Source organism: Mucilaginibacter terrae, from assembly GCF_031951985.1.
Classification (GTDB): domain Bacteria; phylum Bacteroidota; class Bacteroidia; order Sphingobacteriales; family Sphingobacteriaceae; genus Mucilaginibacter; species Mucilaginibacter terrae_A.
Genome location: NZ_JAVLVU010000001.1, coordinates 25,465 through 40,156, shown reverse-complemented (window position 1 = coordinate 40,156; position 14,692 = coordinate 25,465). Strand labels below are relative to the sequence as shown.

Below are 14,692 nucleotides of genomic sequence, written 5' to 3'. Positions count from 1 at the left end.
AGCTTATAGAATAATCATCTTTAAAATTTCAGCGTGAGGGTACTGCCAACCATAAAAATGTCCTCCCCCAGTCCGGCCTCTTTTAAAAAATCACCAGCATGAAACCAGGTCAGCTCCTGCTTAAAGGAAAGAAATTTGTTGAAGGTATATTGCAACTCGCTGCCTAATTGGCGGCCTATCTTTTTTGAATTGCCGGACTTGCCGCTGTAAAGTAATTTGCCGTTAACCGCGTAGAGCCCGTCATTGCGGTCCATTCGCCAAAACATATCGTAGTCCTCTGCAAATACCAACCGTTTGGTCAAATTAAACTGGATGTACGGATGTACATCCAGTAAATTATAAGGACCGATCAATGCCGCAAGGCCAAAATATGCTCCTTTTGGAAATAGTGGATTGAAAGTATTCAGCTTGCCATCACCATGATTTTTATCACCGCTGATCACTTCGGTCTTCAATCCGATCTGCGGTTTAAATTTAGTACGGTGGAGCGTATAGGCAATATTTGCCGACATGGTCCAGGCAGAGATGCGGCCTTTTGAAAGATCGCCGAACTGATAAGCACCTTCCAAGTCGTATTGCCAGGAAGGTGTGTTTTCCCATAAACGAGTGCCGATGGTGTGACGGGTCTCCACACCGTCGCCATCATCAAAAGAAGTTGCGTTTTTATAAATGCCCAAATAATAAAGGTCAAAATTTTGAACTACCGGTATTTTAGTAAATGCCCCATAAGCACCCCAAAATTTGGTTCCCTTATTTAAACGGTCATCAAAAATGTCAGGCCTTGCCGGCACATAATAAGAGTAAAATAGGTCGATTTTGAGGTTGTTGTGGCCGTACATCAGTTTAGCCGCATCAAAAGCTTGCCGGTTGTTGGGCGCTTCGCGTACGGCAACCAACCGTTGCGAACCATAGGATAATTCCTGCCTGCCTGCTCTTAATGTTAGAAAACTATTTGCACCCGAGGGAATTGAGTAATCAATAAAAGCCTGGTGCAGATCAAGCAGGTTTTGATCTACAGGTGATGGGGTATCTACCTGACCACTGGCCATGCTGCTTTGTAACTGAATGAATGTGCGAAAATGCTTGCCTGCATGAAAATCGACATGCCCCAAATAACGGTTTAAAATAAAACCGTTCTTATCCGCCGGTGCTTCGCCCCAATCCTGGTTATGAAAGTAAAAGTATTGGTAGCGAACCTCTCCGCCAAAACTTAAATATACGGCTTTGTCCCTTGATAGCGGATTGAACTTTAACTGATGGTACCAATTGGTGGAGGTATCCTTTTTCAGGTAAGTATAATTTTCGTCGTACCGTAACGGTTTGAAAGGCACATCCTGCGCCCAACAAGCGCAGCAAGTAAAATAGAAAAATAATGAGAAAGCGATCGTTTTCATAAGGATAGGTATATAGAATTATTTGATCAACGGCGTAAAAGTGGTATGCTTACTAAATGCCTATATCATAACTACAACCAGGCTGTAACGGTGGAATAAGTGTTGTAATTTTAGTTATGCATTTTCTGAATACAGCCAAGAGTAATGCCCGCAATTCAACTTACTGAATAACAGAACATTAAATTCTATATATTCTTATACGATGGCTTTATTTCGGGGTTTTAAACGGCTTTACTACGAAATAACGTTGTCCGCAGTACCTGTATCAATAAAAGGTGATCAACAATTATCAGTGCCGTAAATACTATATATATCATGGCATAGTTGATAAAAATCATATAAGGTGTGTAGGTGCGGCTGCACAGTTAACGATTGTTGTTAGTAGCATCCTAACCGTATTTCGTTGCTTTTTTGCCCGAATTACGAGATATAGCCAATGAGCAAACACCAATAACTTTCAAATTACTCATTTTCAAATATTTACATAAATGGCTTTGGGCTTGTATCAATGTGTTCAACATAAATATTCTTCACATGAACACATTAGATCAAAAGACAGCGATCATTACCGGCGGAAACAGCGGCATTGGATATGCTACAGCAAAATTATTTAAATCAAAAGGCGCAAACGTTATAATTACAGGCAGAAATGCGGGTGCGGTTAACGACGCAGCCTCTGAATTAGGGGTTACCGGCTATATTTCAGACCAGGGAGATATTTTGGCAATTGATAAGTTGGCAGAGGTGGTAAAAGCTGACTTCGGTACGATCGACATTATTTTTTTAAACGCCGGTATAGCCAATTTTGCGCCTTTTGAGCAATCCAGCGAAGGGCATTTTGATGAGATCATCAACATCAACGTAAAAGGCGTTTTCTTTACGCTTCAGAAATTACTGCCTTTGTTAAACAATGGTGGCTCGGTCATTTTTAATACCTCAGTGAATGCCAGTGTGGGCATGCCCAATTCAGGTGTTTATTCGGCAAGTAAAGCAGCGCTAATTGCCCTGAGCCGTGTGCTTGCAACAGAATTATCGTCCAGGAAAATCCGCGTCAATTGTATATCTCCAGGCCCGGTCGAAACCCCGGTATATGAAAAATTAGGTTTAAATGCAGAAGAAATTGCAGGCTTTAGTAAAGTACTTAGTGACAAGATCTTGTTAAAGCGGTTTGGCCAATCACAGGAAATAGCACAACTGGCAGCTTTCCTGGGCTCAGATGATTCCTCTTTCATTACCGGCACCGAGATGGTGATCGACGGAGGACTGATCGTAAACCCGGTGGTTTAATTAAAGCCGACCACCATGAAAAATATCAATTCAAAAATCATTGTTTTTATTACCGGCGCTTTTGTGAGCAGCGATTGCTGGACCGAATGGAAAAGCTATTTTGAACAGCGCGGCTATCAAACCTTAGCCCCGGCATGGCCATTTAAAGATGCCCCTGCCTGTACATTGCGCCAGCGCCATCCTGATGCAGATGTAGCCGGCCAGCGCCTTGATAAACTAACAGCTTATTTTAGAAATATTGTAAGATCCCTGCCCGAAAAACCGATCCTGATCGGGCATTCAATGGGCGGTCTTATTACACAATTGTTAATTCAGGATGGATTGGCAGCGGCGGGGATAGCAATACATTCCCTCCAGCCAAAAGGAGTATTTACATTTAAATACTCCTTTTACAAAGCAGGTTGGCCAGCGCTGGGCTTCTTTACCAATACCGGTAAAACCTATCTGATGTCCTTCCCCGAATGGCAGTACGCATTTACCAATGGAATGCCATTCGAGGCTCAAAAGGAGGCCTACTATAATTTGCTTGTTCCTGAGTCCAAGTTGCTCATTCGCGATGCTACAACCGATGCTGCTAAAATAGATTTTTCACAGCCACATGCCCCCCTATTGTTTGTAGCTGGCAGCGATGATCGTTTTATCCCGCCATCGCTGAATCGTACTAATTATCGCAAATACAACGATTCCACTTCGGTGACCGATTACAAAGAATTTGCTGACCGAAACCATTTTGTGCTTGGTCAACCTGGCTGGCAGGAGATCGCTGATTACATCATCAACTGGCTAAATTAAATTCAAAACCATGAAAAAATTACTGACCTTATCATTTCTGGCCATCATGCTAACGGCTTCAGCCCAGCAAAAAGCCGACCTTATTATTTACAATGGCAAGATCGCAACGATGGCTAAACCCGGCGAGTATAAACAGGCTATAGCGGTAAAAGATGGTCTGATCATCGGCACAGGAAGTACCGGGCATATTATAAAATCCTACAAAAATAAAGCAACCAAACTAATTAATGCAGCCGGAAAAACAGTAATACCCGGTTTAAATGACAGCCATATGCATGCCATTCGCGAAGGCTTAAATTTTAATATGGAGTTGCGCTGGGACGGGGTAAAGACGTTGAAACGCGCCATGGAGATGCTGAAAGAACAAGCCGCAAGAACGCCTGATGGTGCCTGGATTAAGGTTGTAGGCGGCTGGAATGAATTTCAATTTGCCGAGAAGAGACAACCGACTATAGAGGAGATCAACGCCGCCGTACCAGATAAACCGGTATTTATTACTTACCTGTATGGTAAAGCTTTTTTGAATAAGAAAGGCATCGAGGTATTGGGCTATGATAAAAACACCAACTACCCCGGTAGTTTAGTTGAATTGGATAAGGATGGCAATCCAACCGGCTTACTGTATGCAAAAGAAACGCCGATGGCCATCTACCGTACTTTGGCGCTTACCAGCAAACTTACCCCTGAAGAGCGGATCAACAGTTCTGAACACTTTTACAGGGAGATAAACAGCTTTGGTATAACCAGTGTGGTGGATGCCGCAGGAGGAGCGCAAAATTATGATGCCGATTACCAGGCTTCATTGGCACTGGCCAAGGCGGGTAAACTAACCGTTCGTACGGCATACTATTTATTTGCCCAGCAAAAGGGACAAGAGTTAGCTGACTATGAAAAATGGATCAAACAAACTCATCCTAAGCAGAATGATCATATCCTGATGGCCAACGGCTATGCGATGGAAGGTGCTGGTGAAAACCTTATCGCCTCCGGTGCAGATTTTGAAAACTTTTTGGAACCCCGCATCGAACTTTCGCCGGAAATGGAAAGCGACCTGGAGCCGGTAATTCGCCTGTTGGTTAAAAACCGCTGGCCGTTTCGCCTGCATGCAACCTACGGAGAATCTATAGACCGTATGTTAAATGTATTTGAAAAAGTTAATAAAGAAATACCATTTAACGGTTTAAGGTGGTTCTTCGATCACGCAGAAACGATAACCGATGCTGAGCTGGCGCGTGTTAAAGCATTGGGTGGTGGAGTGGCCGTGCAGTTTCGCATGTACTACCAGGGCGAACTTTATACCAAAATGTACGGCCTGCCTAAAACGCAATTGCCGCCCATCAAAAAAATGCTGGCCATGGGCATCCCGGTAGGTATGGGCACCGATGCCCCCCGCATTTCTACTTATAACCCGTGGATGGCCCTGCATTGGTTACTGACCGGTAAAACCATCGGCGCACTGCAATTTTGGCCAAAAGATCAGGTGCTGGATAAGTTTACAGCATTAAAGCTATACACCGCTGGCAGTGCCTGGTGCTCAGGCGAGCAGGATGTAAAAGGCAAATTGATCAAAGGCATGTATGCCGATATGGTTATCCTTTCTGATGATTATTTTTCTGCCAATCCTGATAAGGTAAAACACATTACCTCTTTAATGACCGTAGTTAATGGTAAGGTGGTTTACGCCGCTGGCCCTTATAAAAACCTGTGCCCTCCCTTAAACAAAGCTATGCCTAATTGGTCGCCGGTTAATTACTATGGCGGCTATCAAAAATAAACACTCAACCCATCATCATGATAAAAATAATTTTAAAACTAATAGCAGCAAGTTTGCTGCTAAGCAGCAGTGCGTATGCACAAATGCCACCCACAATTCCTATATGGGATGCCAATACCGTAACACTGGGACTGCATAAGGTGGCAAAGGATATATACGCCATTATACCAACTACTGCAGAAGCGGAAACCAGCAAAGGTATACCCCAGGCTACTACAGGCGGTTTTATAGTTGGCGAAAAAGGGGTAATGCTCATTGAGGTGATGCTAACCAAACGCTTGTATGACCAGGAAATAAAACTAATAAGGTCGGTAACGGATAAGCCCATTATTTATGCAGTTAACACCAGCGACCACGGAGATCATTGCTTCGGTAACTACCTCTTACCGTCCTCTACCATGATCATTCAAAACGAATTTGCTAAGGAAAACCTGTCAAAAAACTATGAGGGTATTAAAACTTTTATGGTTGGTTTATTTGGCAAAGGCAGAGGGATAGAAAACACGGTTTTCCGTCCGGCAGATATCGTAATACCAAAGAACAGTAACCTCAAGGTAGATATGGGCGGGGGCAAGATCGTGGAAATGCTGAACATAAGCCCGGCGCAATCGGAGGCCGATCTGTTCGTCTGGATGCCTGATCAAAAAGTGTTTTGGGCCGCTAATCCCTTCATTGCCGAAAGTCCGGCTATTCCCTGGTTGTTCGACGGTGTGTTTTTAGAGCCAGTGGTCAACCTGAAAAAAGTATATGATTTTTTGCCCGATGATGCCATTGTCATTCCCGGTCATGGCCGCATTACTAATAAAGCAGGCATCAAAAACACCATTGATTATGTGGAAGAATTAAAGAAAGAGGTGGAAGCAGCCGTAAACAAAGGACTGAGCCTGGAACAAACCAAAACGGCCGTCACCATGAAGTCCTTTGATAAAGGCTATATGCTCTTCAATTGGCTGCATTACAATTTTAACCTGCCTAACGCCTACAAAGACATCAGCACCAGCCAAAAAAAATAACCACCGATTTATAAAATACAACAAATCACAAATATGAAAACAATAACTCAAATCAAACATGTATTAGTTACCCTGCTCTTAACAGCATTAGTGGGTAATGTACTGGCAGCAGTTAGCGCAGCTAATCCTCCATCAAATTTCAAGCATCAATATGCCACTGTAAACAAGGTCAAAATTCATTATGTAATTGGCGGTAAAGGCGAGCCATTGCTGCTCATACACGGCTTTGGGCAAAACTGGTATATGTGGAACAGGCTACTGCCCGAATTGTCAAAACACTTCACGGTTATAGCGCCAGATCTGCGCGGCGTTGGTGAGTCGGGAAAACCAGCCGGAGGTTATGACAAAAAGAATATGGCTGTAGATATGCATGAGCTAACACAGAAATTAGGTTACAAGCAGGTTAATGTTGTAGGCCATGATATTGGTTTAATGGTAGCCTACGCCTATGCTGCCCAGTTTCCGGATGATGTTAAAAAACTTGCCTTACTGGATGCTTTACTACCCGGTATAGAGCCGGTTTGGAGCCAGGTAAAAGCACAGGCCTGGTGGTTTGGTTTTTTTGCCCAGCCGCATGCAGGCGAACTGGTTTCAGGTAAAGTAGGGCTATTCCTGACAGATTTTTGGCCGGTAGTGGGTTTTCAAAAAAAAGCCTTCACTGCGGCTGAACGTGCTGAATTTATACGTGCCTATTCCGTTCCTGGTGCTACCACGGGTGCTTTTCACTGGTTTGGTTACTTTAACCAGGACGCTAAGGATAATATAGAATTTGCTAAGCAAAAAATAAAAATGCCCGTGCTGACTATGGGGTCTGATCACTTTGCGGGTCCTTTCCTGGCTACACATACAAAATTGGTGGCAACCAATGTGCAGGAATCTGTAATAAAAGATTCGGGGCACTGGGTGGTACAAGAAAACACACCACAAGTTAAAAAGGACTTGCTGGCATTCTTGCTTAAATAACTCTGCCTAACCCCCTTAATTACTTTCGGCGGCATTCTGCATTAAGTGTGCAGAATGCTTTGCTGTATACAATGCTTAGCCGTCTTAATCCATCTCATTAAATAACATACCTCCCCTACCAAACACAAATTATTTAACAAATCACATACAAACTTAAACATACTATGGACTTACAATTAAAAAACAAAAAGGCATTGATCAGTGGCTCTACTGCCGGTATAGGTTATGCCATCGCTCTGCAATTAGCCAAAGAAGGTGCCGAAGTTATCATCAATGGCCGCACTACCGAACGGGTAGAGAAAGCGGTAGCTGAAATCAAATTGGAAAGCGGCAATAACAGCGTTAGCGGGTATACTGCCGATTTAACCAATGCCGAAGAAATAAAAAGCCTGGTTAATCATATACCTATGGTCGACATCCTGATCAATAACGTAGCTGTTTTTGAGCCGAAAGCATTTTTGGATATTAAAGATGAGGATTGGGCGCGCTTTTACGAAATAAACGTAATGAGCGGCATTCGTTTATCCCGTGCTTACTTCGGTAAAATGCTGAATAATAACTGGGGGCGAATTATTTTTATATCAAGCGAGTCGGCCGTACAGATCCCCGAAGAAATGATTCACTACGGCGTAACCAAAACTGCGCAGCTGGCCGTAGCCCGCGGACTTGCCGAACTGACCAAAGGTACTGCCGTTACCGTAAACTCCCTATTGCCCGGACCCACCTTATCTGAAGGCGTTGGCGGCATTATTGAAAACCTGGCTAAAGACCAAAATAAAACAACGAACCAGGTTGAGGCAGATTTCTTTAAAATGATTCGGCCTACCTCTATCATACAGCGATTTTTAAGTACTGGTGAAGTAGCCAACATGGTTGCTTACTTAGTAAGCCCACTGGCCTCTGCTACCAACGGTGCCGCAATTAGGGCCGAAGGTGGATTATTAAAGGGAATCTTATAAAAATTCCTACACAAAATAATATAACCTAAGAGTCAGTATCAATAATACTCCGAATGAGCACACATAAAGATTTTAAAGAGTACTGCGCTGTTTGGCGCAGGCTCATTATTACTGCCAAAATCTATTTTTGCGCAGGAACCAATACTCAAACAAAAGTCACAATAGCAGATGAAACCCGGCTGGTTAGCTATTTTTAACTATGGATAAATAATCTGATAATGCGTACTTTAGTTTTTTACAATATGAAACTAACCGTACCTGCCCTATCAGTACTATTTTCTTTAATAGTTTTTTCACTCCCACAAACGTTTGCTCAAAAACGTGGACAGGCCGAAATTGATTCGCTTAAAAACGAATTGGTTAAAGCACGCGAAGATAGCACCCGCTTAAATTTATTATGCAATATTGCTAATGCCTACTCGCCGGCAGGACAGGTTACGCTGGCCATGAAATATGTGAACGAGGCCGAGGCGCTCAGTAAACGCCTTAACTGGAAAAAAGGTAAGTTTAAATGGCTCTATGCATCGGCTGTAGCCAATTATTACGCAGCAAATATCAGCGTTGCTATTGCACGGTTTGAGCAGGTTGGTGCACTTGCCGACACTTTGCATCTTGAAACTCAAAAACATCTTATTAATAGCTATATAGCTTCTTGCTTTATAGGCACAGGCAAATATGATGAAGCGCTTAAACGTATTGAAGCCAACGAGCCTTATTTGAGAAAAACCCGAAATAACAAAATTCTGGCTAACGACCTTTTGCTTAAAGGCGGTATTTATGTAAAAAAAGCCCAATATAGCGAGGCTATTAAATATCTTAACCAAGCCCTTGGTTATGCCAAAGCGGCCAAAAATTTACCGGTAATATTTGCCATCCATCTTAATATTGCCGAGGCTTATGTAATGAGCAAAAATTACCAGAAAGCATTGTTGATTTGCAGCCAAACCGAAAAAATGCTGAAAGGCTATGAAACGTGGCCTCAATACACACATTTTTTGGCTATACGGGCAATGGCCAATCAGGCAACAGGTAACTACAATAAGGCAATTGAGGACGGATTGCTGATAGTTAAAATTGGCATAGCAAAAAGTAACCAGGCCGAGCTGATGCAGGCTTACATGAACCTTGCAGGTATTTATGCTAAACTAAAAGATTATGAAAAAGCTGCTACAAATTATAAACACGCATTAACAGCTGCAAAAAAAATCAAACAGGTTTCGGCGGCGTATCTGAGCGGTTTAAATGCTACCATTGCGCAAAATCTTATCGAAGTGGAGCAATATGATCAGGCGGTGGCTTACAGTAAACAAGCGGTTACTGATGCGCTTGATATGCCAACTAAAATTAATACCCTCAACGCACTTGCATGGACTTATTATAAAGCAAAAAATTACGAGCAAGCCCTCATCAATATTAAAGAGGCAGCCAGGCTCGAAACTGATAACAAACTAAAAATTACTGGAATTTATGGCACCATGGGAACTATCATTCGGGATGCCCCGGATAAAACATTATTAGCTGCTGGGATAAAGCCAGGCGAACGTGATATGCTAATGATCAAGTATTTAAACATTGGTTGGAATGAAAGTTTTGAATCGGGCAATGCCAGTTCCATGGAGAATGCTCATCGGGAGTTAAGTTTGGCTTATGAGAAGTTACATGATTACCGGGCTGCATTTACTCACTATAAGCGGTATCGCGATATGGCCGATAGTTTAGATAACATCACGAAAAAAACTGATACTAAACAAAAAATTGCCCGGTTTGAATACGAAAAACGTGAAGACTCATTAAAATACGTTCAACGCTTGGCTACGCAACGCCTTAACGAGCAAATGAAGTTGCAAAAAGCCGAAATTAAATCAAAAAAGTATCAGAGCTATTTTTACATGGGAGGTTTGGCCACTTTGGTGGTTCTATCGGGCTTTATTGGGTTAAACTACTATAATCAGCGTAAAGCAAATGTTTTAATAAACCAGGCGAATGCTGACTTAAACAACAAACAGGAAGAAATTACCGCCCAGCGCGACCAGTTGGCCGAAGCAATTACCGAGCTTAAGGCAGCACAAACCCAGCTTGTGCAGTCAGAGAAAATGGCTTCATTGGGTGAACTTACCGCCGGTATTGCCCACGAAATTCAAAACCCTCTCAACTTTGTAAATAACTTTTCGGAAGTAAGTACCGAAATGTTGACCGAACTAAATGACGAGTTGGTGAAAGGTGACATAGCCGAAGCTCAATACCTGGCTACAGAATTAAAAGAAGCATTAGAAAAAATAAATTATCACGGTAAACGTGCCGACAGCATTGTAAAGGGCATGCTTGAACACAGCCGCGCCTCAAACGGACAGAAAGAACCTACCGACATTAATAAACTGACCGATGAGTACCTGCGTTTGGCTTATCATGGATTGCGGGCAAAAGATAAAACCTTTAACGCCGACCTCATTACAAATTTTGCTGATGACCTGCCCATGGCCAATATGATACCGCAGGAAATGGGCCGGGTGATGCTCAATCTGTTCAATAATGCTTTTTACGCCGTACACCAAAAGCAAAAAAATATTGGTGGCAATTACAAGCCCGTGGTAGAAGTAAGTACAACTTTAAATAATAATCTATTACAAATCATCGTAAAAGATAATGGTACCGGTATACCTGATGATATTAAAGACAAAATTATGCAACCGTTTTTTACCACCAAACCTACCGGACAAGGTACCGGCTTAGGTCTTTCGCTGAGTTATGATGTTGTGGTGAAAGTACACGGCGGCAAAATAGCTGTTGATAGCATACCTGGCGAGCAAACTACATTTATTGTGAGTTTGCCGGTTTGAGATATTCCTATAAAAAAAGCATAACAGAAACGCCTCTTAAAAAATTTAAGTGGCGTTTTTAATTTAAAGTGCTGCCGTTGTAATTAGTCTTCCTAAAAACCCGTTAGCATTCCTTTAATAATAAACATTTAAGTACTATGGCTGTTGTAAATTATTGACCATTAGTACAATGAAACTCGACTGGCATAACCTTTTATTGAGCGATTTAGATTTGAGCTTTGCTTTTGAAATTGTATTGCGCACCTTGGTTATGTTTGCTTTTATACTTATCCTGCTGCGCTTATCGGGCAAGAAAGGGGTACGGCAATTAAGCATATTTGAAGTAGCCATTATTATTGCATTGGGTTCGGCCGCAGGCGATCCCATGTTTAGCAAAGAAGCTGCTTTGCTGCCATCGCTCCTGGTATTTGCGGTAATACTTATTTTTTACAGGTTACTTACTTATTTTGCTGCCAAGAGTGAACGTTTTGAAAGTATACTGGAGGGTGAGCCGATGTACATTATTGAAAATGGCATGTTTACCTTGCAAGAAGAAAGCGATAACACCTTTGCCAAAGATGAGTTTTTTGCCGAAATGCGAGCTCAAAGCATTGAGCATGTTGGCCAGGTACGTACAGCACTGCTGGAAACTAACGGACAGGTAAGTTTCTTTTTTTATGAAGATAATGAAGTAAAGTTTGGTTTACCGGTACTTCCTAAACCATATAACCAACGCTCAAAAAAAAACATTGCACAAAAAGACATTTACGCTTGTGGTATATGTGCCGCTACCGAAGAAAAAGTTGCCGCCGGCAAATGTAAAAGATGCGGAAATGAAGAGTGGGTAACGGCTATATCAAATCGTAGGATAGCATAATTTATCATTCCCTTAAATAACTTCCTAAAACACCGACTTCCATATTTTAAAAACGTTTTCGTAACGCTGGTTTACATCTCTGATGATGAGTGAAATATGCTCATTGCGTTTTGGCCCATGGTGATCAATTACGCTATAAATTTGTTGAAGAAAATTACCCAACCGGTGTTCAAAATCGGCTGTACTTATTTGAATGAGTATCTGATCGCGAAGTAATGAAACAGTATGTGCACTGCCAAGCTCACGTTTTAACAACTCAATAATGGCGTTCTGAAGTTCGAATGCTGCCATAATGATATATATAATTGGTTACGTCAAAGCTACCTAAAACAGCATTTCAACAAAGTAACTTTAACGTTACAAACGGGTGTTTTGAATTAGAATTTACTGAGAAGAACAGCACAATATATGTTAAAAATAATATATTGAACAAATGATACACCCTGCAACACCAAATGATGCCCCTGAACTTGCCACGTTTATAATAATGGCTATGGGTACGCTGGCCAACTCATTTGTAAACGGCCGTGGGCAGCATGAAGCTCTGCTATTGTTCGAACGTTTTGCCGCCATTCCGGGCAACCAATATAGTTTCCAAAACTGCTTGGTTTATAGTGACCATGAAGGTGTAAAAGGAATGATTTGCGCTTACAACGGCGCAAAACTTAACCAGCTTCGCCAGCCTTTTTTAGTTTATATTCAGCAGCAATATGGGTTCAACGGTATCCCCGAAGATGAAACAAAAGAAGGCGAGTATTATGTTGACTGCATTGGTGTAAAACCAACTATGCGCGGCAAAGGTATTGGCAAGCAGCTAATAAAAGGGTTGATTGAACAAGGACGCACCAATAACTGGCCGGCCATTGGTTTGTTGGTTGTTAAAACCAATCATCAGGCTCAAAAGCTGTATACTTCGCTTGGGTTTAAAATTAAGGGTGAGAAAAAGCTGCTGGGAACCGATAACTGGCACATGCAATATAACTTCCCCAAAACTCAATCTTGATATTCCCACACGCTTTTGTAACCGCCAACTTCTTCGGCATAGGCTAACAATTCTTTATAAAAAGGGTCTTGCCCTAAAGTGGCGCTGTCGCCAATAATAATAAGTTTCATACGGGCACGCGTTATGGCTACGTTCATCCGGCGATAATCAACCAGGAAGCCTATTGTTCCATCGCTGTTACTCCGGGTTAGCGATATATAAACCACATCACGCTCCTGCCCCTGAAAACCGTCGACCGTATTTACCTCGATGCCGGTACCGGCCAGCAATTCGGCTAATAATACAACCTGCTGTTTGTACGGCGCTATTACAGCAACGCTACGGCCAATATAGTTTTGGGCAGCTATATGCCGTACTACAAATGCTGCTTCCTCGGGGTTTACCGTGCTGGTGCCATCGGCGTTTTCATCATACCCTGCTCCGGCGGTATCAATAAAGGTAAACGGTTTATCGCCCTCCCATAACATTCGGTTGGCAACCGATGGGTGCGCTATGAGCCTATTTTCATAAAACCTGCGCGACGAAAAATTCATGATCTGGCTATTCATCCGGTACTGTTCTTGTAACAGCGTAACAGCTTCGGGATGCAGGGCAACGCATTTTTGGAGCAGGGTAATGGTTAATGCACTTTGGCTCGATTTTACGGTTGGGGGCAATTGCAGGTGGTCGCCCGCTAAAATAACACGCTGGGCTTTTAGTATCGGTATCCAGGTAGCTGGTTCAAGGGCCTGACCTGCTTCGTCAATAAAAACCGTTTTAAAGTTGAGTTTACTAATGCTGTAATGATTGGCTCCTACCAAGGTAGCCGTAATTACCTGCGTTTTGCTGATCACATCGCCGGCAATGTACTCTTCAATTTGAGTTACGTCTTTCATGATACGATGCGCCTCGTTAAAGAGGGCTTTGCGCTGATCGCGCTCGGCTTTGCCAAAACTACGTTTGTATTTGTGCGCCATGTTTTTGTACTCGGCAGCCTGTTTACGCAGTTTCTTTATTTCTTTGCTTTGTATGTGCGCAGCAACTTTATTATCAAGCGTGAGTTGTTGCAGGCGTTCGCTTACCCTTACCGGGTTGCCTATGCGCAGTACATTCAAACCGGCATCAGTAAGTTTTTCACTCAGCAAATCAACGGCAGTGTTGCTGGGTGCTACCACCAGCACTTGTTCATCATTGCGCTCAACAACTGCTTTTATTGCGGCCACCAGCGTAGTGGTTTTACCCGTTCCGGGCGGGCCATGTACTATGGCTAAATCCTGAGAACCTAAAATATGGGCAACAGCATTATTTTGTGATGCATTCAGCGCAGCATTAAGATAAGGCACATTCGCAGTTACTGGGCTTTCCTGCCCGGTAAGTACCTTAATTAGGTGCGAATCGAGCTTTTCTGCAGTTTTTAAGGCCTGCTTCATCTCGTCGTAGCTGTAAGCATCAAACAGCAGGTCTATGCCCAGCTTACCGTCGCTGGCCCAATCGGGTAGTTCTTCGGTAAGCAGGGTTACTTTCATCCGGTCGGAACCTAAATAGGTTACCGTGCCCCTTACCCTATCTTGGGGGTTATGGTTGGAGAATAATGCTACCGAACTACCAAAACGGATTTGGTGAGACAGTTCTTTATGCGTAGTGCGTTCAACTTCAACGTTGATGTAATCGCCACGCACCGGTTCGGTATTACGAATGGCTATCGGGTACCAGCACAAACCCAGTTCGCGGCGTTGCGCAGTGCCAACCCCGTTTGTAAGACTGGCAAAAGAAGTTTCGTCGGCCTGGCGTTCCACATCGAGCAGGGCAGCAAGGTTTTTAAAATAATCACTCAT

At 42.9% G+C, this 14,692-nt stretch carries 12 protein-coding genes; 9 read left to right on the top strand and 3 right to left on the bottom strand.

The window, feature by feature from the left end; all coding sequences use genetic code 11:
• Window positions 1–20 precede the first annotated feature (20 nt).
• Entirely contained in the window at window positions 21–1,394 is a 1,374-nt protein-coding gene (locus QE417_RS00185) for an alginate export family protein (RefSeq protein ID WP_311946707.1), read from the bottom strand.
• A gap of 534 nt (window positions 1,395–1,928) precedes the next feature.
• Here QE417_RS00185 and QE417_RS00180 point away from each other — a divergent pair.
• The 8 genes from QE417_RS00180 (at window position 1,929) to QE417_RS00145 (ending at window position 11,875) form a co-directional block, all read left to right on the top strand.
• On the top strand, window positions 1,929–2,681 hold the full coding sequence (locus QE417_RS00180) for an SDR family oxidoreductase (protein ID WP_311946705.1): 753 nt from the start codon (window positions 1,929–1,931) through the stop codon (window positions 2,679–2,681).
• 15 nt (window positions 2,682–2,696) lie between these two features.
• Window positions 2,697–3,473, top strand: coding sequence for an alpha/beta hydrolase (locus QE417_RS00175; protein WP_311946704.1), 777 nt, complete (start codon window positions 2,697–2,699; stop codon window positions 3,471–3,473).
• A 10-nt stretch (window positions 3,474–3,483) separates the two neighbouring features.
• Window positions 3,484–5,247 (top strand): amidohydrolase, encoded by a 1,764-nt coding sequence (locus QE417_RS00170; protein WP_311946702.1) that lies wholly within the window; start codon window positions 3,484–3,486, stop codon window positions 5,245–5,247.
• Between the two features lie 17 nt (window positions 5,248–5,264).
• Entirely contained in the window at window positions 5,265–6,260 is a 996-nt protein-coding gene (locus tag QE417_RS00165; protein ID WP_311946701.1) for a hypothetical protein, read from the top strand.
• A 33-nt stretch (window positions 6,261–6,293) separates the two neighbouring features.
• Complete coding sequence (locus QE417_RS00160; RefSeq protein ID WP_311946699.1) at window positions 6,294–7,223, top strand: alpha/beta fold hydrolase; 930 nt, start codon at window positions 6,294–6,296, stop codon at window positions 7,221–7,223.
• 164 nt (window positions 7,224–7,387) lie between these two features.
• Window positions 7,388–8,182, top strand: a complete 795-nt coding sequence (locus QE417_RS00155) for an SDR family NAD(P)-dependent oxidoreductase (RefSeq protein ID WP_311946698.1) — start codon at window positions 7,388–7,390, stop codon at window positions 8,180–8,182.
• A 242-nt stretch (window positions 8,183–8,424) separates the two neighbouring features.
• Entirely contained in the window at window positions 8,425–11,019 is a 2,595-nt protein-coding gene (locus tag QE417_RS00150) for an ATP-binding protein (protein WP_311946696.1), read from the top strand.
• 169 nt (window positions 11,020–11,188) lie between these two features.
• Window positions 11,189–11,875: a DUF421 domain-containing protein gene (locus QE417_RS00145; protein ID WP_311946694.1), complete on the top strand. Its 687-nt coding sequence runs from the start codon at window positions 11,189–11,191 to the stop codon at window positions 11,873–11,875.
• A 24-nt stretch (window positions 11,876–11,899) separates the two neighbouring features.
• Here QE417_RS00145 and QE417_RS00140 read toward each other — a convergent pair whose 3' ends face one another.
• On the bottom strand, window positions 11,900–12,166 hold the full coding sequence (locus QE417_RS00140; protein WP_311946692.1) for a hypothetical protein: 267 nt from the start codon (window positions 12,164–12,166) through the stop codon (window positions 11,900–11,902).
• A gap of 142 nt (window positions 12,167–12,308) precedes the next feature.
• Between QE417_RS00140 and QE417_RS00135 the strand changes: the two genes are divergently transcribed.
• The gene (locus QE417_RS00135; RefSeq protein ID WP_311946690.1) at window positions 12,309–12,878 is read left to right on the top strand and encodes a GNAT family N-acetyltransferase; all 570 of its coding nucleotides are present in this window, start codon (window positions 12,309–12,311) and stop codon (window positions 12,876–12,878) included.
• Here the strand turns inward: QE417_RS00135 and QE417_RS00130 are convergent.
• Window positions 12,869–14,692 carry an AAA domain-containing protein gene (locus QE417_RS00130; RefSeq protein WP_311946688.1) on the bottom strand — a complete coding sequence of 608 codons (1,824 nt, stop codon included), beginning with the start codon at window positions 14,690–14,692 and terminating at the stop codon, window positions 12,869–12,871. The genes QE417_RS00135 and QE417_RS00130 overlap by 10 nt on opposite strands.